Source organism: Chryseobacterium sp. UF-81 (assembly GCF_058245105.1).
On sequence record NZ_JBSIBX010000012.1, the window covers coordinates 1 to 21,366 of the forward strand.

General features: G+C 37.3%; 14 protein-coding genes. 11 read left to right on the forward strand and 3 right to left on the reverse strand.

Translation table 11 applies throughout. The features are described from left to right. The first annotated feature begins 355 nt into the window (after positions 1–355). The 6 genes from AC4IFE_RS15795 (at position 356) to AC4IFE_RS15820 (ending at position 10,830) form a co-directional block, all read left to right on the forward strand. Entirely contained in the window at positions 356–742 is a 387-nt protein-coding gene (locus tag AC4IFE_RS15795) for a GxxExxY protein (protein WP_490758102.1), read from the forward strand. Continuing rightward, complete coding sequence (locus AC4IFE_RS15800; RefSeq protein ID WP_490758103.1) at positions 735–3,224, forward strand: beta-mannosidase; 2,490 nt, start codon at positions 735–737, stop codon at positions 3,222–3,224. The genes AC4IFE_RS15795 and AC4IFE_RS15800 overlap by 8 nt, the downstream gene beginning before the upstream one ends. A gap of 106 nt (positions 3,225–3,330) precedes the next feature. Further along, positions 3,331–4,242 carry an AEC family transporter gene (locus AC4IFE_RS15805; RefSeq protein WP_490758104.1) on the forward strand — a complete coding sequence of 304 codons (912 nt, stop codon included), beginning with the start codon at positions 3,331–3,333 and terminating at the stop codon, positions 4,240–4,242. Between the two features lie 490 nt (positions 4,243–4,732). Further along, complete coding sequence (gene priA / locus AC4IFE_RS15810) at positions 4,733–7,180, forward strand: replication restart helicase PriA (RefSeq protein ID WP_490758105.1); 2,448 nt, start codon at positions 4,733–4,735, stop codon at positions 7,178–7,180. A 162-nt stretch (positions 7,181–7,342) separates the two neighbouring features. Continuing rightward, positions 7,343–8,812 (forward strand): D-alanyl-D-alanine carboxypeptidase/D-alanyl-D-alanine endopeptidase, encoded by a 1,470-nt coding sequence (gene dacB, locus AC4IFE_RS15815; RefSeq protein ID WP_490758106.1) that lies wholly within the window; start codon positions 7,343–7,345, stop codon positions 8,810–8,812. A gap of 86 nt (positions 8,813–8,898) precedes the next feature. Next, a complete protein-coding gene (locus tag AC4IFE_RS15820; protein ID WP_490758107.1) occupies positions 8,899–10,830 on the forward strand; it encodes a M1 family metallopeptidase in 1,932 nt (643 codons plus the stop codon). Between the two features lie 220 nt (positions 10,831–11,050). On the opposite strand, the gene AC4IFE_RS15825 is transcribed toward AC4IFE_RS15820, so the two are convergent. Further along, complete coding sequence (locus AC4IFE_RS15825; RefSeq protein WP_490758108.1) at positions 11,051–11,929, reverse strand: cupin-like domain-containing protein; 879 nt, start codon at positions 11,927–11,929, stop codon at positions 11,051–11,053. A gap of 159 nt (positions 11,930–12,088) precedes the next feature. Between AC4IFE_RS15825 and kbl the strand changes: the two genes are divergently transcribed. The 5 genes from kbl to gldG all read left to right on the forward strand — a co-directional run bounded on the left by kbl (position 12,089) and on the right by gldG (position 16,962). Further along, positions 12,089–13,285, forward strand: a complete 1,197-nt coding sequence (gene kbl, locus AC4IFE_RS15830; RefSeq protein WP_490758109.1) for a glycine C-acetyltransferase — start codon at positions 12,089–12,091, stop codon at positions 13,283–13,285. Between the two features lie 212 nt (positions 13,286–13,497). After that, positions 13,498–13,941: a hypothetical protein gene (locus AC4IFE_RS15835; RefSeq protein ID WP_490758110.1), complete on the forward strand. Its 444-nt coding sequence runs from the start codon at positions 13,498–13,500 to the stop codon at positions 13,939–13,941. Positions 13,942–13,952: 11 nt separating this feature from the next. Then, positions 13,953–14,504 carry a CopD family protein gene (locus AC4IFE_RS15840; protein ID WP_034707934.1) on the forward strand — a complete coding sequence of 184 codons (552 nt, stop codon included), beginning with the start codon at positions 13,953–13,955 and terminating at the stop codon, positions 14,502–14,504. 57 nt (positions 14,505–14,561) lie between these two features. Then, positions 14,562–15,290, forward strand: a complete 729-nt coding sequence (locus AC4IFE_RS15845; RefSeq protein WP_111960437.1) for an ABC transporter permease — start codon at positions 14,562–14,564, stop codon at positions 15,288–15,290. A 4-nt stretch (positions 15,291–15,294) separates the two neighbouring features. Continuing rightward, the gene (gene gldG, locus AC4IFE_RS15850; RefSeq protein WP_490758111.1) at positions 15,295–16,962 is read left to right on the forward strand and encodes a gliding motility-associated ABC transporter substrate-binding protein GldG; all 1,668 of its coding nucleotides are present in this window, start codon (positions 15,295–15,297) and stop codon (positions 16,960–16,962) included. A gap of 367 nt (positions 16,963–17,329) precedes the next feature. On the opposite strand, the gene AC4IFE_RS15855 is transcribed toward gldG, so the two are convergent. Together AC4IFE_RS15855 and AC4IFE_RS15860 are read right to left on the reverse strand one after the other, a co-directional pair. Next, the gene (locus AC4IFE_RS15855) at positions 17,330–17,794 is read right to left on the reverse strand and encodes a hypothetical protein (RefSeq protein ID WP_490758112.1); all 465 of its coding nucleotides are present in this window, start codon (positions 17,792–17,794) and stop codon (positions 17,330–17,332) included. After that, positions 17,791–21,363 (reverse strand): DUF6443 domain-containing protein, encoded by a 3,573-nt coding sequence (locus AC4IFE_RS15860; protein ID WP_490758113.1) that lies wholly within the window; start codon positions 21,361–21,363, stop codon positions 17,791–17,793. The genes AC4IFE_RS15855 and AC4IFE_RS15860 overlap by 4 nt, the downstream gene beginning before the upstream one ends. Positions 21,364–21,366: the final 3 nt, after the last annotated feature.

Here is a 21,366-nt window from a genome sequence, read left to right on the forward strand (position 1 = left end):
GACTACGTCATTGATGAAGCTAGCTGGATAAACGTTCGCTTAGTCGGATCAATGTCAATTGATTCCGTCTTTGCAGACTTAAAATATGCAATATCTGAATGAACCTTTGCGTTAAATATAGAATGTATTTTTAAACGCAAAGTCTATTTTAATAACGTTGAGTTGTGAGGGGAGCAAAGGATTGACTACGTCATTGATGAAGCTAAGTGGATAAAACGTCCGCTTAATCGAATCAACTTGTTGATTTTCCTCTTTACATCACTTAAATTTAAGATGTAGATAATAAAAACTTTGCGTCAAAAAAAAATTCAATAATGACTTCAATATAAAATGCTAAAATATAAAACACAAATGAATGACAGAAAACGAACTATCCTACAAAATAATAGGAGCTGCAATTGAAGTTCATAAAAATCTTGGAGTTGGCTTGTTGGAAACTGCTTACGAAATAGCTCTGGCGTATGAACTGAAACAGCTTGGAATGGAGGTGAAACAACAAATCTCCTTACCCTTAAAGTATAAAGAAGTTACAGTAGAAAATGCATATAAAATTGACTTAATTGTAGAAGGAAAGGTTATTATTGAAGTAAAAGCTGTTCTTGAGTTGAATCCCGTTTTTTATTCCCAGGTTTTAACCTATCTGAAACTGACTAATGTAAAACTGGGGTTACTGATAAATTTTAATACTGAACTTATTAAATATGGGATTCACAGAATTGTAAATAAACTTGTTAATGATTAGATCTATCCTTTTTTTTGCTTTCCTTTTTATTCAAAGTATGATGGGTGCACAGATAACAGAACGAAGCTTGTCTTCTGAAAAATGGCAGTTCAAAAATATGCACGAGCAAAACTGGCTGCCTGCAAAAATTCCCGGTACTGTTCATCTTGACCTGATGGATAATAAAATCATTCCCGATCCTTTTAAAGATGAAAATGAAAAGAAAGTGCAGTGGATCGAAAATGAAGACTGGGAATATAAAACCAGTTTTAAAGTTTCATCAAAAGAATTGCTGAATGATCATACTGATCTTGTTTTTAACGGCCTTGATACCTTCTCGGAAATTTATTTAAATGGGAAACTGCTGAAAAAAACAGACAATATGTTCAGGAAATGGGAAATTCCTGCAAAAGAATTTCTGAAAGAAGGAGATAACGAACTGAAAATTAAATTCAGGTCGGCTGTGAAGGAAGGAAAAAAACTCGCTGGAAAAGTTCCGTTTACCATGCCCGAGTCACCAAGGAGTTTTGTGAGAAAAGCCCAGTATCAGTTTGGATGGGATTGGGGTCCGAGGCTGGTTACTGCCGGAATCTGGAAAGATGTAGAACTGCATTTCTGGAATCATGCTATATTAAGCAATATAAAAATTGAGCAAAAAAGCCTGACAAAACAGCAAGCAGAACTTAATATTCAAACAGAAATTTTTGCAGATACAGAAGGTGAATATTCTATTTTTATTAATAATCAATCGAACAAATTTCACTTAAAAAAAGGTGTAAATAAAATTCAGATTCCTTTTAAAATTAACAACCCAAAACTTTGGCAGCCTAATGGATGGGGCGATCCGAATTTATATAACATAACAATTTCTCTGCAGAAAAATTCTAAAATTCTTTCTGAAAAATCCGAGAGAATTGGATTAAGAACCATTGATTTAATTCAGGAGAAAGATGCAGCAGGAAAATCTTTCTATTTTAAGGTCAATGGAAAACCGTTGTATGCAAAAGGAACAAACTGGATTCCCTCCGACAGCTTTTCACCCAGAATAACCAAAGAAAAATACCAAAAGCTCATCAAAGATGCCAAAGACGCTAATATGAATATGATCCGAGTCTGGGGTGGTGGCATCTACGAAGATGATGAATTCTATAAAGCCTGTGACGAAAATGGTATTTTAGTCTGGCAGGATTTTATGTTTGCAGGAAGTTTTTATCCGGCCGATGAAGCTTTTTTAAATAATGTAAAAGAAGAAGTAAAAGATCAGATTAACAGGCTTCAGAATCATCCTTCCATTGCTTTGTGGTGTGGGAATAATGAAATTGACGAAGCTATTGTCAACTGGGGCTATCAGAAACAGTTCAAATATTCAAAAAATGATTCCCTTCAGGTTTGGAAAGACTATAAAAAGCTTTTTCATGAAGTGATTCCTGTTACAATGAAGAAATATCTTACCCCGGATAAAAATATCTACTGGCCAAGTTCGCCGTCTATCGGATGGGGACATCAGAAAAGCCTCACAGAAGGAGATTCGCACTATTGGGGTGTCTGGTGGGGAGAGCAGCCGTTTGAAATTTATAATGACAAAGTAGGAAGATTCATGTCAGAATATGGTTTTCAGGGAATGCCAAGTCTGGAAACAATGAAGTCCATGTTTTCCGGAACTCCGGATCTCAGCCTTCAGAATCCGGTTGTTAAAGCCCATGAAAAAAACACCAGAGGCTGGGACATCATCACTGAATATATGAAAAGGGACTACAAAACCCCTGCCGATTTCGTGAAGTACAACTATATTTCCCAGTTGCTCCAGGCCCGCGGAATGAGAATTGCTGTTGAAGCCCACCGCCGGGCAAAGCCTTATAATATGGGAACATTATACTGGCAGCTCAATGATTGCTGGCCAGTGGTTTCCTGGTCGTCCATTGATTATTTGGGAAACTGGAAAGCGCTGCATTACCAGATGAAAAGAAGCTTTGAGCAGCAGGTTATTTTAGCTGAGGAAAAAGAAGGATTTTTTAATTTTTACGCAGTGAATGACGGACCGGAACATTTCAGTGATGTACAATTGGAAATTAAAGCCGTAAATTTTGGTGGTAAAGTTTTAAAAGAAACAATGGGAGCTTCAAAAGGGAAAACATTAGAGACTATTCTAAGATTTGACCCTCTTGAAATTAAAAACTTAATTCCTGAAACGGACAGAAATAAAACCTTTCTGCAGTTTACATTAAGAGATAGTAATGGGAAAGCCATTGCTGTCGATCACTATTTCTTTTCCAAACCTAAAGATCTGCAGTTGACAAAACCTGCTGTCAGGATTAAGAGAATCACGGCAGATGAGATTGAAATTTCTACAGATGTTTTGGCAAAAGATGTTTATCTGATAGGTGATACCCATTTCAGTGATAACTTCTTTGATCTCCTTCCCGGCACATCAAAAAAGATAAAACTTTCAAGACCTTTGGAAAATATCGAAGTAATGAGCCTTTGGGATACATGGCAGGATTAAATATCAAAGCATAACAAAATCTGCTCAATCAGCAAGAGATTAAAAAATTATTTTTTGAGGTCATAAGTAAAAAATCAACCGTAACTTTATAGTATATTTATTCAATATGATGGTCAATTTTGTTCTGATTGCAGTGTGTATTATTGCAGGAATTGTATTCAAAGCAACGAAATCTATCCATCCCGATGCTCACAAAGGCATCAATACCTGGATTCTGTACCTTGCCCTGCCTGCAGTTTCTTTTAAATATCTGCCCAAGGTTAAATGGACAACAGAAATGCTGTTCCCGATTGCCGCTACCTTTATGATTTCGGTGTGCTGCTTTTTCTTTATGATGTTTTACAGTAAAAGTAAAGGCTATTCAAGACGGTCAAGAAGCACACTGGAACTGACAAGTGGCTACAGCAATACATCCTTTATCGGTTTTCCCCTTATTAGTGCATTTTATGGTGAGAGTTTTTTAAGCATTGCCATTATTTGCGATCAGACCATGTTTTTTGCCCTTTCTACATTGGGAATCATAGCAGCTGTGAAAGGAGGAAGCAAATCAGGAAAGCTAAGCGCAAAATTTATTTTAAAAAGACTGATCACTTTTCCGCCATTGATAGGATGCATCGCAGCATTGGTATTATCACAGTTCATTGATTTTACCGTAGCCGAGCCGTTTTTTGATAAATTAGCAGCAACAGTAAGTCCACTGGCTTTATTTTCTGTAGGGCTCCAATTAAAATTTAACGGATGGAAAAAGCTGATCCCGCAGATGTCCGTTTCTATGCTCTATAAATTGATCTTGGCTCCTGCAATTGTTCTGGGTTTGGCTCTGCTTCTTAATATAAAAGGAGATGTGGCAAAGATCACTATATTTGAAGCGGCCATGCCTACTGTTGTCACCTCAAGTATTATTGCAGAACAGTTCAGACTCAATACCAAGCTTACCAATCTTATTATTGGCTTCAGTATTATGGTCGGGTTCCTTACTTCGGCGGTTTGGTATCAGATTATAGAATTATTTTTCTAAATTTATTATCCCATAATGTAATAGGTCAGAAATTGTCATTCAGAGCGAAGCGAAAGAATCTCAAAAAGATCGTTGCTTTTACCACGCAAAGATTAACTTTAAAATCTTATTATTAAGTTAAGCAAAGAGGAATCAATTAGCATTGATTTGACTAAGCGAACGTTTTATCCATAAAGCTTCATCAACGGCGCAGCCACATCTTTGCTTCCTTAAAATTAAAGAAATCCTAAATCAGACCTTTGCGTGTAAAAACTATAGTGATGCACAAAAAAAAGATTTTTATACAGAATAATCTCTCATAGATTAGGCAGATGTTTGCGTTATTTTTGATCTTCTTAATCAGTTCAATGCAAGAAAAATAATTAAAAGTAAGACTAATCTATAAAAAAATCATTTGGGTATTCTTCCTTGTAATACCATTGCTGTATCTCAACAAAAAAATTGCAGTTCTCTAAAGAAAAATCTAATTTTACACTTTAAAAATTTTCTCTTGCAGTACGCCCAAATCGTTTTACCACTCAATTTAAAAGGATCTTTCACCTACAGAGTTCCCGAAGATCTGATGTCTCATATTCAGCCCGGAATGCGGGTGCTGGTACCGTTTGGAGGAAAGAAAATTTATACCGGAATTGTTTTTGAGCTTCATGATAACGCACCTGAAAGCTTTGTAGCAAAAGAAGTTATCAGTATTTTGGATGATCAACCCATCCTTCCCGAAGAACAGATTAACTTCTGGAACTGGCTTTCAGAATATTACCTCTGCGGACTTGGAGAGATCTACCGTTTTGCATTTCCATCTTCTTTAAAACTGGAAAGTGAAACCTATTTAAAATTAAAACCCAATATAACGGTCGACTTTGAAAATCTGGATATCAATGAAATGTACCTTATTCAGGCCTTGGAAGTCCGCCAGCTGATCAATCTTACGGATATTGAAGCATTTATCCCTAAAAAAGATATCATCAAAACAATTAATTCCCTTATCGATCTGCAATATATTGAAATTGATGAAAAAATTGCGGAAAAATATAAGGCTAAAGAAGTAGCCTACGTCAGGATTAATAATGAGGTTTTAAATAACCAGAATCTTACGGATATTCTTTTAAAACTGAATAAAGCTCCTAAGCAGAAAGATCTTTTTCTGGCTATTTTGGAAAAGCAGACCGAGCATCCTGAAGTTCCTATTAAAAAAGCAGAATTGTTTGAGGATGGATATTTCGGAAGTTCCCATTTTAAGGCGTTAGCAGATAAAAATCTTGTCGAAGAATATTATATGCAGAAAGACAGGATCGAAAGCTATGAAGGTGAAATTGAAGAAATTGAAGAACTTTCTGAAGAGCAGAAAGAAGCTAAAACCGAAATTGATGAAGCCTTTGAAGAAGGGAAAAATGTATTATTGCACGGTGTTACTTCTTCAGGAAAAACCCATATCTATTTAGAGAAAATTGAAGAATGCATCCAGGAAGGAAAAAATGTTCTGTTTCTGCTTCCTGAAATTTCTCTGACTAAACAGATCACTCAACGATTAGAAAAAAAATATGGCAGACAACTGGGGTTTTATCATCAGAAATTAACCGATTTTGAACGGGTCGAAGTCTGGAGAAGAATAAAGCAGAATGATATTAAAATTCTCATCGGAACGCGTAATGCCCTGTTCCTGCCATTTCAGGATCTTGGCCTTGTTGTAGTGGATGAAGAACATGATTCTGCATACAGGCCGAGAGAAGCTTCGCCTTACTTCAATGCCAAAGATGCTGCATTGGTTTTAGGTAATTTTTATGGAGCCGGAGTGATTCTTGGGTCGGCAACGCCTTCTGTGGAAAGCTATTATAACGCCAGAAAAGATAAAATAAAATATATTTTCCTGAATGAGAGATTCGGGAATGTAAACCTGCCGGAATATGAAATCATCAACTTTAAAGAAGCCCAGGAATCCAAAAAAGTTTCGGGAAATTTTTCTTTACACTTAATTGATGAGATCAAAAAAACGCTGGACGAGAAAAATCAGGCCATTGTGCTTCACAACCGCCGTGGTTATGCCAATGTGATTGAATGTGAAACCTGCGGCTATGTTAATTACTGTTCAAACTGTGACGTGGTAATGACCTACCACAAGGCAGCCAACGAAATGAAATGCCATTACTGCGGACAGAGAGCTTCAAAGCCGAGAACCTGCCCGAAATGTCATTCGGAAAACCTTAACGAAAGGGGAGTAGGAGTGGAACAGATTCATGAAGAAGTATCCAAAATGTTTCCTGATCATGAAGTAGACAGAATGGATGTGGATTCCATGCGTAAGAAATTTGCGTATGAGAAATTGTACGAAAAAATAGAAGATGGCGAAACAGATATTATTGTGGGAACCCAGATGATATCGAAAGGACTCGATTTTGACCATATCGAGCTTGTCGCTATTCCCAAAGCAGATTCTTTACTGTATGTCCAGGATTTCAGAGCTGAAGAAAGGGCATATCAGCTGATCACCCAGGTTTCCGGAAGAGCAGGCAGGGTTTCCGGGAAAGGAAAAATTTTAATTCAGACCTACAATCCTGATCATTCTGTTTTTCAGCTGATCAAGATGAATAATCCTGCAAAAATCTATAAATATATCCTCACCGAACGTCAGAAATTCCATTATCCGCCGTTCACCAAGCTCATTATGATTGAGCTGAAACACCGGAAAGAAGACAAAGTAAACCGGGCTTCCCAATTTTTGGGATCTGTCCTAAGAAAATATCTTCCTGAAGAATGTGTTTTGGGACCCGAAAGAGCACAGATTGCAAGGCTTAATAATTTATACCAGTTCCAGATTATGCTGAAACTTCCCCGCGGGAAAAAGTATGATGAATTCAAAAAGATGGTTTTGCTAAGTTTGAATGAATTTGACGAAATCACTGCTTATCAAAGTATTAAAAAAGATGTTTTTGTAGATTTTTAACATTTTTTAACAAACTTTACGCTCTTTTATAAGAACTCTGTAACCCTTTTTATAACAATAATTTCTACTTTTGGTCGTTCATTAAATGTTTGGCTCTTTAAACGGATAATTTAACTTATCATTTTTTATAGTGTCAAACTATATGGAAACAAAAAAAGATACATGGTAAATTACAGAAAATATATTTCAGGTGTGGCGGTATTGGCTTCTGGGTTTTTCCTTGCCCAATCTACCGTTTCTACAGTTCTTTACTCACAGGTATACGACAATCAGAAGAATACTTTGAATCTACCTTCTCCGGTTACCTCAATGGCGGAGAAAACGATTCTGTCGGCCAAAGAGCTTGTAGATATTAATGTAAACACAATGATGACGGATCCTGTGCTGAAAAATGCAAACTGGGGATTCGTAGTGTATGACCCCAAAACGAAGAAGGTCATTTCTTCGTACAATGAAAATACTCCTTTAGTACCGGCTTCTACAACAAAATTGCTCACTACGGAAACAGCATTGAATCTTTTAGGTGAAAACTACCGTTGGATAACGCAGCTGGAATATTCGGGGACTATTGATGAAAACGGAGTTTTGAATGGTAATCTGTATCTCATAGGCAGCGGCGACCCTTCTTTGGGGACCAATAAAGCCGGTGCATGGTCTTACAGGGATATTATTTCAGACTTTATGGGCGGACTTTCGCGCGAAGGGATCAGAAAGGTAAACGGTGATATTATCATCCAGACAGCGCTTTTCAAAGGCAATATTACAAGGCTTCCGGAAAATGTTGTATGGCTTGAAAACAATAATTACTATCTGCCTGTAGGAACTACCCGCGAGATCAATCCTGCGAACGAAAAGCTGATCATGAAAAAATCAGGATTGGCATCTGATAAAAAGTATTTCTATATGTCTCCTTACGCTAACCAGATGGTCTATGCAGAAAAATATGAGGGAGACGGAATCTTAACAACAAAACTTCCCGATGCTCCGGCTTATCTTGCCAATACATTCAGAACAACGCTGGTAAAAAGCGGAATTGGTGTTACCGGAAAAGTAACCCCTAGAATGACAGATGCAGCACCGGAGAGCAGAAAGCTGGTGTCAGCCTATAAATCTCCTACACTAGGGGATATCATATTCTATACCAACCAGCACAGCGACAACTCTCTGGCAGAAGCTTTACTGAAAACAGTAGGTTTCCAGAAAATGGGTGACCAGACTTCGGAATCAGGAAGAATAGTGGTAACCAACCACCTGAAGGAAGAAAGCTTCGATATGATGGGACTGAATTATATGGACGGAAGCGGACTTTCCAGAAGCAATAATGTAACACCGATTTCCCAGGTGAAGTTTTTAACCTCTTTAATGGATGAGAAATACTATAAGACTTATTTCACTTCACTACCGGTAGGCGGACAGTCCGGAACGCTGAAAAGAATGTTCATCGGTACCGGAAACGGACAGGTTTTCGCAAAAACAGGAACCTTGAATAAAGTAAAAACATTAGCAGGATATCTGAAGACCAATTCAGGGAAAACTCTTGTGTTTTCTTTAATGGTAAACAATTATTCAGGATCTGTAGATATGGTAAAGAAAAGAATGGAAAAAATTCTTGAGCCGGCTCTCGATCTTTAAAAATATTTATTTTAATATTCTAAAAACCTTTTAATCAATGATTAGAAGGTTTTTTTTATCTTTGGTTCCTATCTAATATTCTGAGTATGAGAAAATTTTATCTTTTAATTCTGGGCTTTTTGATCTCCCAGCCGTTCTATGGACAGATACAGGATCAAAATATTGAAATGAAAGGGCTCATCGCAAAAGAAATGAAAGCTTTTACGAAGAAAATGACTACCTACAATATTAATCCCAACACTCTAAATTACGATCTTCAGTATCAGAGGATGAATGTCACTTTAGATCCTGCAGTATATAATATTTCAGGTTCTGTGACCTCACATTTCAAGCCTAATCAGAATATGAGCAGTATTTATTTTGACCTGTCTGATATTCTGGTTGTTTCCCAGGTGCAGTATCATGGAAGCAATCTTACTTTTCAACAGCTTCCGACAAAAGAAGTGAAAATAGATTTTCCGGCTTCAATTCCCACAAATACGCTGGATTCCTTAACGATTCATTACTCCGGTGCTCCTTCTGCTGCTGGAGGTGCTTTTACAGCATCTAGCCAGGGCGGAACACCTATTATCTGTACTTTAAGTGAGCCTTATGGTGCACAGGACTGGTTTCCAACAAAACAAAGCCTTAATGATAAGATCGAACGATTTGATTTTAAAATTACCACACCATCCCAATATAATGTTGCAGCCAACGGAAAACTGATGTCTGAAACAGCGCTTCCCGGAAATCAGAAACTTACTTTCTGGAGAACAGCTTATCCCACATCTGCTTATCTGATTGCCCTTTCCATTACCAATTTCGTTAAACTAAATGATACTATGGGAAACCCGCCGTTTCCGTTCGTCAATTATGTTTATCCTTCAACCAACGCAAATGCGACAAGCATGTCTAATATTGAGTGGACGAAAGTGGTTATGAATACTTTTGAAACCTATTTCGGGCCTTATCCTTTCCGCAACGAGAAATACGGACATATGGAATTCACCAATGGAGGCGGAATGGAACATCAGACGATGACATCCATGGGAAGCTGGAGCAAAGGTCTTATTGCCCATGAGCTTGCCCATCAGTGGTTTGGTGATAAGGTGACCTGCGGAGCATGGAATGATATCTGGCTGAATGAAGGTTTTGCCACTTTCGGTGCAGTTCTTGCCAATGAAAAACTATTGATGACCAATACTGAATTTAAGAATTTCCTGTTGGGAGAAATCAATAATATTACTTCTGCTCCCGATGGTTCTACCTATGTTCCGGATTCCGGCCTTTCCAGTGTGAGCAGAATATTCAATAACAGGCTGACATATGTAAAGGGAGCCTATATTTTAAGAATGATCAAATGGATCCTGGGGGATACCGCCTTTTATCAGGCAGTAAGAGATTATCATGCGAGGCCGAATTTAGCCTATAATTATGTGAGAACTGTCGATTTTAATGCATCGCTGCTGCAGTCTACAGGAAAAGATTTTACAGGATTTTTCAATGACTGGCTGTATGGTGAAGGTTATCCGAGCTATACGACAAAATGGAAACAGACGGGAAATCAGATACTGTTTAAAGTTTCCCAGATCCAGAGCAGCCCTTCAGTAAGCTTTTTTGAAATGCCGTTACCGATCAAAGTGAACGGCACCGGCGGACAGACTGCTTATCTTGTCCTGAATCATACCTCTGATAACCAATATTTCCTGGAAACAGTTTCTTTTCCTGTATCCAGCGTTGAATTTAATTATGACTACCAGATCCTGGAAAAAAACTCAACGGTAGTTCAGGATAATACATTAAGTGTAGCTTCTGTAGAGAAGGACAATTTTGCACTCTATCCAAACCCTGCAAAGAACGAACTTTATATAAAAGGAATTGATAAGGCTGTTGAGTATTCCATTCATTCTATGGATGGCAAGCTGATCAGAAGAGATGTATATCACCCTGGAAAATCAGTTAGAATTTCAGAACTGGTTCCGGGCTCTTATATTTTTACTATTAATGAAAAGCATATTAAGTTTTTAAAGCAACAGTAAAAAAAGAACATTCGGTTATTGCTCTACCGGCGACGGAGAACTGAGTGTTAGCTACAAATAACTTTTAAATGTTCAGAAAACCTTCAGCAATGAAGGTTTTTTTATTGGAAACAATTTAAAAAATTGGATAAAAGGTATACAGAGAACGTTCAGCGCATAATATGGCATATATAAATTCCATTGTTACAAATTTTAAGGGTTAAAATTATATAGAAGGCTTTCAGATCAGAAAGCTTTTTTGTTTTCGAACTGCAGTTGCTGCTCTTCTTCTGGCAATCTTTACTTTGTATTTGAACCATTTTTCTTTAAAAAGCTTTCGCATGATATTGTCAAAGTTTCTTGTTATTACCATATTTTTGAAGCCGCGCCATTTTTCCAGAAGACTGGACGGGAGTGCTCTTACAGAAACAGAATATCCTTCAGTTTCATATTGTATATAATGCCACCAGCCGGAAGGAATATAAAGTGTTTCACCGGGCTGTAATATAGCTTCATAGCCGTCAAGATAGAGCAGAGCAGGAAACTCTCTGTAATCAGGATCTTTAATATTTGGTAAGCTGTGAAAGTTATAGGGGAGTTTGTACATAAGATCCGATTGTTCCCACGGGAAAAGCCAGATTCTTTTGATTCCCTGAAACTGAGTGATAAAAACATGGGACATATCAATATCAATGTGATTTCTGGTAATAGAGCCTTCGCCGCCGAAGAACATAAAAGGCAGCCATTTCAATATTTTCCCCTTAGTAACATCATTATAATGGATGTCATCCTGAAGTTCCGGCCTGATAGTAAGCAGATTAAATAAAAACAGCCTGTTTTCTGTGGGAGTGCTGCTGATCAGATCAAGATATTCAGCAAACGTTGTCTGACCGATTGGGCTGCTGGCTACTTTATCCAGAGATTCCAGCTCGCTGCCGTAAATATTGACTTTGTGATTTCCTGCTATTTCTTTAAAATACCCATAATTCCATTTGGTGAAAGCAGGACTTTCAGGATCAATAAAATCCTTCAAAATAACAGGATATCGTGGCTTCATATGGTTGCTTATGAAGCTTCCGGAACTTATTTTATTTACTCTTTGTATCGGGCTCAATCTCATAATCCTGAATTTGTAGACAAATATAATTATTATCCTACTAAATTAGTAGACTAATTGTGTTAAATCTGAAATTGAATTGATGTTTTGTGAATTAAAATTTATAAAAGCCAATATTTTAACACCTTTTTATTAAATTAGCACATCAAAAAATTTATTACAATGATCTCTGAAAAATATCTTCAGCATTTACAGAACGAACTGCAAAACATTGAAAATGATGGTCTTTATAAAAGAGAAAGAATCATCACTTCCCAGCAGAGCGCGGAAATTGAGGCGAATGGAAAGAAGCTTTTAAACTTCTGTGCGAATAATTATCTCGGGCTGTCCAATAATCCGGAAGTAATGAAAGCTTCCCAGGACATGATAGAATCTCACGGTTATGGAATGTCTTCTGTACGTTTTATCTGCGGGACACAGGATATCCATAAGCAACTGGAGAAAAAAATTGCAGATTTCTTAGGTCTTGAAGATACTATCCTGTATGCGGCATGCTTTGATGCAAACGGTGGTGTTTTTGAGCCGTTGTTTACCGAAGAAGATGCTATTATTTCAGATGAGCTTAACCACGCATCTATTATTGACGGGGTACGCCTTTGTAAATCGGCAAGATACCGTTATAAAAATAATAATATGGCTGATCTGGAAGCTCAGCTGATTGCTGCTTCCGAAAAGAATCACCGTTTTAAGATTATTGTTACAGACGGGGTTTTCTCCATGGACGGTATTGTAGCAGACCTGAAAGGGGTATGCGATCTCGCTGATAAATACAATGCACTGGTAATGGTGGATGATTCCCATGCTACAGGTTTCATCGGGAAAACAGGCCGTGGAACTCACGAAGCCAATGAAGTAATGGGAAGGGTAGACATTATTACTTCTACCTTAGGAAAAGCTTTGGGAGGAGCTCTTGGAGGATTTACTTCCGGTAAAAAAGAGATCATCGATATGCTGAGACAGCGTTCACGTCCATATTTATTCTCCAACTCATTGGCACCCGGAATCGTAGGAGCAGCTTTGAAAGTTCTGGATATGATCTCTGAGGATACTTCGCTTCGTGACCAGGTAATGGAAAATGCAGAGTATTTCAGAAGAGAGATGGTTGCCAAAGGATTTGATATTCCGGAAGGTGATGCTGCAATTGTTCCGGTAATGCTATACGATGCGCCTCTTGCCCAGAAAATGGCTGAAAAGCTGATGGATGAAGGTATTTATGTGATCGGATTCTTCTATCCTGTGGTACCGAAAGGAAAAGCAAGGATCAGAGTACAGCTTTCTGCCGCCCACACAAAAGCTCACCTTGATAAAGCGATTGCGGCTTTTGAGAAAGTAGGAAAGGAGCTTGGTGTTATTTCTTAATTTGAATTTAATTTATCTTAGATAATATTGAGATGCTCCGACAAACTTAGCATGACAGCAACAAAATGCTTTAAAAGTAAGCAATTAGTATTAGGGTTGTCATGCTAAGTTGGTCGAAGCATCTTTTATATAAACTTAAAAATATTTAATCAAAAGAATTTATTTTTAAAAATTACATAAAAACTTATCTTTGCGTTTAGTTTTATGTAAATATGATTTACCACTCCAAATGCATAATAAGATTTTCAATAACAAAAGAGGAAATTTTAAATGATATAGATCAAAATATATATAAAACTTTTTTTAATTGGAAGAATAAAAAATTTGGGGGAGATGTATCTGATCATGATTTTAAAGTGACGTTTTTAGGTAGAGGAATAAAGCCATATTTTAAGGGAAAATTTATAAAGGATGAAAATGATATTGAATTACTAATTACTTATGGTAAATATGATACGTTATTCATTATAGCTGTTTCAATTTTTTGTATGATTTATATGGTTATCTCGGATAGTTATATAACGAAGATCATTTTTCTGATTATATATATGTTGATTTTATTATCAATTGCTTTTGATTGGACTCAATCAAAAAATAATTTTTTTAAGTACCTTAAAAATCTGGATAAGAATTGCGAAATTATTCCTATAAAATAATATTGATTTAAATGCTTTATACTATAATCAAAGCACTGCACATTATCTTTATGGTAAGCTATTTTGCGGGAATATTTTATCTCGTAAGAATTTTTGTTTACTACAAGGATACGGATGAATTTGCTGAAGAGAAAAAGAAGATACTTAGAGAACAGTATACATTTATGGCCAGACGGCTGTGGAATATCATCACTGTTCCGGCAGGTATTATTATGGCTGTCTGCGGAATTGTCATGATCTTCCTGAATACCGGGCTGATGAAAATGCCGTGGTTTCATTTAAAACTGACTTTCCTGATCGGTCTTGCTGTTTATCATTACTGGTGTTGGAAAAAAGTACTGAAACTGAAAGAACTGAACGGAGAAACTATCGAAACTCCTAATATCAAGCTGAGACAGGCCAATGAAATTGCAACCTTCATTCTGTTTCTGGTAGTGTTTACAGTGATTCTGAAATCTTCAGTTATTGAGTACTGGTGGCAATTAATTGCAGGATTTTTCGTTCTTGTATTTCTGATCATGATGACCGTTAAACTCGTTAATAAGAATAAAAAAAACAAATAATTGTTTAAGTAGAATGCATACACCATACATTCTACTTTTTACATTTTACAAAAAACTATGATTGCAATTTTAAAAAAGGAACTTTGGAGTTACTTTGGAAACTGGAGCGCATGGGTAATCATCGCTGCATTCAGTCTCATAACAGCTCTTTTCCTGTTTTTCTTCGAGAATGATTCTAATATTTTCGACATCGGGATGGCCTCCCTGCAGAGCTATTTTGTACTGGTCCCATGGCTGCTGATGTTTATTATTCCTGCACTTTCTATGAAAACCTTTGCAGAAGAGCAGCAGACGGGAACGCTGAACTGGCTGTTTTCCCAGCCTCTAAAAGTTTCAGACCTGGTAGCAGGAAAGTTTCTTTCAGTATGGATTGTTGGGGTTTTATGCCTTATTCCGTCACTGATCTATCTTTATACCGTATACGTTTTAGGCGTTCCGGCAGGAAATATTGATCTTGGAATGACCTTCGGAAGCTATATTGGATTAATTGTTTTAATTGCTGCTTTCTCCGGAGTAGGGATTCTGGCTTCTTCACTTTCTCAGAACCAGATCATGGCCTATCTGCTGGGAGTTTTCATGTGTTTTATCATGTATTTTGGAATAGAGCAGCTGGCAAGCTATAAACTGTTGGGCGGTGCAGATTTTATCCTTCAGAATATTGGTTTTTACCAGCATTTTCTTGGCTTTACAAGAGGTCTTATAGATCTTAAAGATGTGGCTTATTTTATTCTGATCATCGGTGCTACGTTACTATTGTCCAACCATTTTATCACTAAAAAGAAGTAGCATTATGAAGAAGTTCGATATTAAATCTCCGTTAGGAATTTTTTTAATTGCAGTAGTCCCTTTGGTTATTCTGCTTACATATTCAGGAATCAGATTAGATTTAACCAAAGAAAAAAGATATACGCTTTCGGATAATACGGTAAAGGTACTGGAATCGGTGAAAAAGCCGCTTACGGTAGATGTTTATCTTGAAGGTGACTTTCCGGCAAGCTTTAAACAGCTTCAGAGTGAAACCCGGTTTATGCTGGAAGAGTTCAGAAAGATCAATCCGAAGATTGATTTCAAATTCATTGATCCCATTAAGACAAAAATGTCCCAGGACACGCTGATGGCGATGGGAATGCAGCCTTCTGTTCTTCCGGATGTTAAAGACGGGAAAATATCGCAGATCACCCTTTTTCCTTATGCGGTCATAAAATATGATAAAAGGGGAGTTTCTATTCCGCTGGTTGTGCAGCAGGCAGGAATAGATGCGGATCAGCAGCTGACAAGATCCATAGAAGGCCTGGAATACAGCCTTGTTTCCAATATCAAGAATATTGCGGCCAGCAAGAGAAAGAAAGTAGGAATTCTTGTGAATCATGACGAGCTTGGACCTCAAGAATTTCATAGCTTTATGCAGCTGGCACTGGAAAATTATGATGCAGGACCGGTTATACCCAAGAACCAGACGGAACTTACCCAGGAAGATCTTCCTTTGCTAAAGCAGATGAGTGCCTTAGTAATCGCAAAACCTAGAAAAGCATTCACCGATAACGAAAAAGTGATCCTTGACCAGTTCATTATGAATGGAGGCAAAACGCTTTGGATGATCGATGCTGTAAATGCTGAAATGGATACGCTGACAAGGTCTCAAAAGGTAATGCCTTTCCCTGTGGATATCAATATGACGGATTTCTTTTTCAATTACGGAATCAGGATCAATCCTGCATTGGTGAAGGATGTAAAGAAATTTGCACTCCTGAAGCTGGTTACGGGTGAAGTAGGAGGGAATCCACAGTATACGAGTCTGCCTTGGCCATATTTTCCATTGGGAATTGCTGAGAATGACAATCCGATCACGAAAAATATCAATCCGGTAAAATTTGAATTTCCAACTTCCATTGATACTTTAGGAAGAAAAAATATCAAAACGAAAGTACTTTTTGAATCCAGCGAAAGAACACTTCTGAAACAGGTTCCCAACTATGTGGACCTGAAAGAGATTGCCAGTGTAGACAGTCTGGGGCAGATGGAAAAACCAAGCACACCAAAAATATTTGCCGTTGCACTGGAAGGGAAGTTCAATTCTGCCTATGCATCAAGAATTGAAAGAAAAGGTTATCCCGGATTTAAAAGTCAGAGTCCTGAAAATAAAATGATCATCATTGCAGACGGAGACGTAGGAAGAAACAAAATGCACAAAGGCGAGCCACTCCCGATGGGAATTGACCGTCTTACAAACCAGGAGTTCGGAAACGAGCAGTTCCTGAGAAATGCGCTGGATTATCTTCTGGACGACAGCAACCTGATGGCACTCCGAAACAGGAATATTGAAGAAAGACTTCTGGACAGAAACCGCATTACAGAAGAAAAAACAAACTGGCAGTGGCTGAACCTGCTGTTGCCATTAGTGGTGATTGGCTTGCTGGGAGGCTTGTTTTTCTGGCTGAGGAAGAAGAAGTTTGGATAGGTTTTAGCATTGTAAAACAAAAATAACCCTCGCAAAAGCGAGGGTTATTTTTGCTGTTGTGGTTTTTAAAGCAGGTAAATTAGATAATGTTGAATCCGTATAACCATTCTTTCCGGATTGTACCTCAGTATCTTACGCACCTTTTAAAACAGAACCGTCTTTTATTACAATAGAACTTTTTTCTTTCTCACCACCATTGCTTACGTTTCGATCCAGAACACTTAAGCTTTCTTAATATGAGTAGTATGCTTGGAAGCGTAACAACGGATCTTACAGAAACTGGCATCGACATTTCCTTTCTTAGAAATAGACCTGGCTTCTTTACCATTTGCCACACAATATAATCGTGTGGACAGATGCTTTTGTTTTATTTAATAAAAAATTCTTTAAGTTCTCCTTTCTTTATTAAATTGATATTGTTAGGAGTTATCATTTTATAAATATATCCGTATTGAACATCCTCGTCAAATGATCCTCTAATTTTTTTATCCTTTATAAAATCATTATCAAGAGCATTATTTTTTTTAACAATATTATATTTGGGGTTATAAGATTCTGTTATAATTACTTTATTGCCTTTATATTTAAATGCTCCTAACTTACTAATTCGATCGATGGGAAAAACTTCATTTTCTCTTGACGTAGCTAAAATAACTAATGTATCATGTTTTGTAAAAATGTAAAAAAATTTTAAGTTTTTATTTTCTTTATTTTCTTTCTGAATACTTCCTAATATAGTAGTATATATTTCATTCGATACAAAAAATTGATTGTTATTTTCATTACAAGAATAGAGAAATAAGCATAGTATAATTAGAGTGATTTTTTTCATCTTTCTAATGATTTAAGATTTAAATTACCAGTGATAATCATTCCTTTATTTTTAATATTAGAATTCCCTGGATAAAAAATATTATTAGTGGTCTTTCCATCTACATTAAAGCGGTTATATTCGTATAATCTTTTTGGATTTCCATCAGAACTGATAACAAAGTGACGGGGATATTTTCCACTTTCAATGTCAAGAGAAGATGCAGAGCTCATATCGCCACTATTTGGAAGAGTGCCTCGTGGGTGATTATGTATTTCAAAAGATAATTTTGACACCCCTCTATGTGAAAATATACCTGTAACAGCATCTGTTTGATGTCCAGTAAAAATTGTATAATTCATTTTAGAATTAATTCTATGTCCAGCTAATCCCCATTCAACATTAGTATTATTTATTAAAAATATATAGAGAGAGGCGGCTGTATTGTCATTATTTGTAAAGCCTCTACTTAATCCTTTGGGAAACATCGGGATATCTGTGTAAGGATATTTTAGATTTTCAGGATCTTTTAGATTTAAAGACAAATCGGATATTGGTGTAGAATCCGTTGGTGTACTTTTATTTATAACATATGGATTAACTGAATTGTCTACATTACCATTGCCATCTGTAACAAAAAGTCTATCATCACTTCTTTTCTCGCTTCCATCATTGGGATTTACTCTTTCTACTTGGCCATCGGGTAATAGTTTATAATCTGTTTTAACACTTCTTCCATCAGGGTCAGTATTACTAATTGGATTATTCATTACATAATTATAAGGCGACCAACTCGTATATTCTTCGCTTAAAGGATCTGGCAAAATCCACCGTCCAATGTCAGGCATATAGAATCTTGCACCATAATCATATATCCCAGTCTCCTGCAATTCTTTCCCATTATATTTGTAATTGAAGTAACCTCCCAACTGTCCCTGAGTAGTTCCACCAATATGGTTTAACCCGAATGGATAATAATTGTTGGTATCTGTTACCTCAAGAACTCCTGCGCTGTTTTTTGCAAAACTTACCCTTGCATTTCCCAAGTGGTCTCTGTACTGGTAAATATAGCGGTTTTCAATGAAACTGTAAAATCCTTCCGAAGTTGCTACAAAGTCCAGTTTCCATTGTCCAGGTGTGCTGCCAGGCAATGTAGGATCAAGAATCAGTTCCTCCTTGAAAGCCTGCTGTTCATAAGCCACACTGGTCCTACACCATGTACACTGTTCAATGTCCGTAAAATCATATTGAAAACCATCCAGATAATCTGTGATTTTATTTGTGATTAAATTATTTCCTCTTCCACCAGGTTTAAAATAGGTTTTACGAAGCTTTGTTCCGTCTGCACGGTAAACATAGTCCAAACTAAAGCTGACAGCAATACCAAATGGGTTAAGCTGAGTAATCTGAAAATCATTAGGCAGATTCAAATAATTATAAGCAATTGTCTGAATACCTTTATCCTTCATGGTAATCATATTCCCATTCGGGTCATAGTTAATCAAATTATTCCCCCCTTCATATCCCGTGTCGTTGAGAGAAGCTTCTATCACTTTATCCAAACGGTTTCCTGTATACTGATACGTAAGGTCATCCACCATAGTAGACGTTGTTCCAAATATTGGGAAGGCATTTCTTTTGAGGGTAGCAATATTTCCATTCAGGTCATAAGACAGGTTTTCATTGAAGTTATTATTAAACGGCGTCGATGAAAGAGGCTCTGTATAAACAGCATCTTTTAACCTGTTCAGATTATCATATCCGTACGTATATCTTTTCAGGACATCTTCAGCTGAGTTTTTCCAATCCACTTCTGCAATATTTCCATTAAACCTTCCTGGAGCAATATTTGAATACACTGGATTGGTATATTTCATCTCATATCCGAACAGTTTCCCGTTCAGATTATCAGGATCATTAATCTTGGTCATCCAGCCCCTGATGTTGTACTTGTAATCTATACTTTGAAGTGGTGATCCAAGGCTAATTCCTCCTACTTTTTTGTTTTCCAGCTGGGAGAGTTCATTATACTTATTCTGAGCAAGAATTTCTTCGGGGTTAGTATCTACCTGATGCTTGTGTACGAGCAGCCTGTTCTGATGGTCATAGGTGAAGTTTTCTGTAATAACTCTTTCCGTGTCTGTATTCAATCTTTTATGTCTGGTTATGACAGTCTGAGGAACGCCTGCAAAATCCAGTCTGGATTCTGTTTTGGTATAGCCTCCCAAATGGTTGATGGAATAGGTTCCTACTGCTCTTCCTTTGGTATCGTAGTAAGTGTAGTTCTTTGTCCAGCTATCATCTTCGATATTTTTAATCAAACTCATTACAGGCAATCCTTTTGTGCTTCTCCCATCGGTTGATGGAGTTTGAGTTAATACAGGTTCTCCCTGGATGGTGGAAGGGAAAGCCGGATTGAAGCTGTAAAGGGGATAGGTGTCGTAATAGTTGACACTTAACAGTTTAGTAACAGAGCTTGGATAACTGGCAGAACCATTATCATAATATACATCCAATCCACTGTTGGTAAGGCCTGCTGTAGAGGCTCTGGTTACATTATTACTGCCTTTGGCATCTGCTAAGGCCTGTTCTGCAGCTCTTCCTGCCACTCCATAAGCTTGGGAGCTGGTATATATTCCTGTATAGGCTACTCTTCCAAACTGGTCATATTTGGTAAAGAGCCACTGTTTTGAAGCTCCCATTACAGCATCCTGGGTCATGATCAGCCTGTCTTGTTTATCATAAACCATATATTCCCAGCCTTTTCCCGGAAGCTTTTTAAGCACCAGCCTGTTTCTTCCGTCATACCGGTACATATAACATAAGCTTCCCAGTACCGTAGTGAGATCTGTAGCGGCAGCCGCCTTAGGTGGAATCACAAAAGCCAGCTGGTTGTATTCATTGTATACATAGTAAGTGTCTGCATTTTCTGTGCTGCTTATCACTTTCCTGACTAATAATACCTGGCCTTGTCCATTTTTAAATTCTATGGTTTTATTGCCATCCTCATCGGTTACGGCATTTTTATACAGCTGGCTGGCTCCATAAGTTCCTGATAATGTTACACCGGAAGAAGTGGCACCTGCAGAAGTAGCAATGTATTTCTTTACTTCACCAGCTATATTGGTATCATAATCAAATTTGACGGGTTTAGTGGTCCAGTCGTTACCCACCTGAACTTGTTGCTGAATTCTGTCTAATGGAGAATTTTCCAGTATTTTTTCCGCATAAATCTTTTCTGAACCATAAATTCCGGACTGGGTAGCATTGGCCAGGGGAGTAGGAACAATAGCACCATTTAGCGTTCCTGCCTGCGGAACCGGTAAGTAGTCTTTTACCTGTCTTCCAAACTGATCATATTCGATATGGGTAACGACATCTCTTCCAAGAGGCGATGCTTTTACGTTGACTATTTGTTTTGGTCTTCCGAGTCCATCAAAATATTGAACGGTTTCGGAGGTTTTTGTCGCTGAAGTTCCGTTATAATCTAAATAGGTTTTTGAATACACATAATTCTCTGTAGGTGAAAGCTGTGCATGGACTAAACTCGTGACAAGCAAAGCTCCGATTGGAATAATTATCTTTTTCATCGT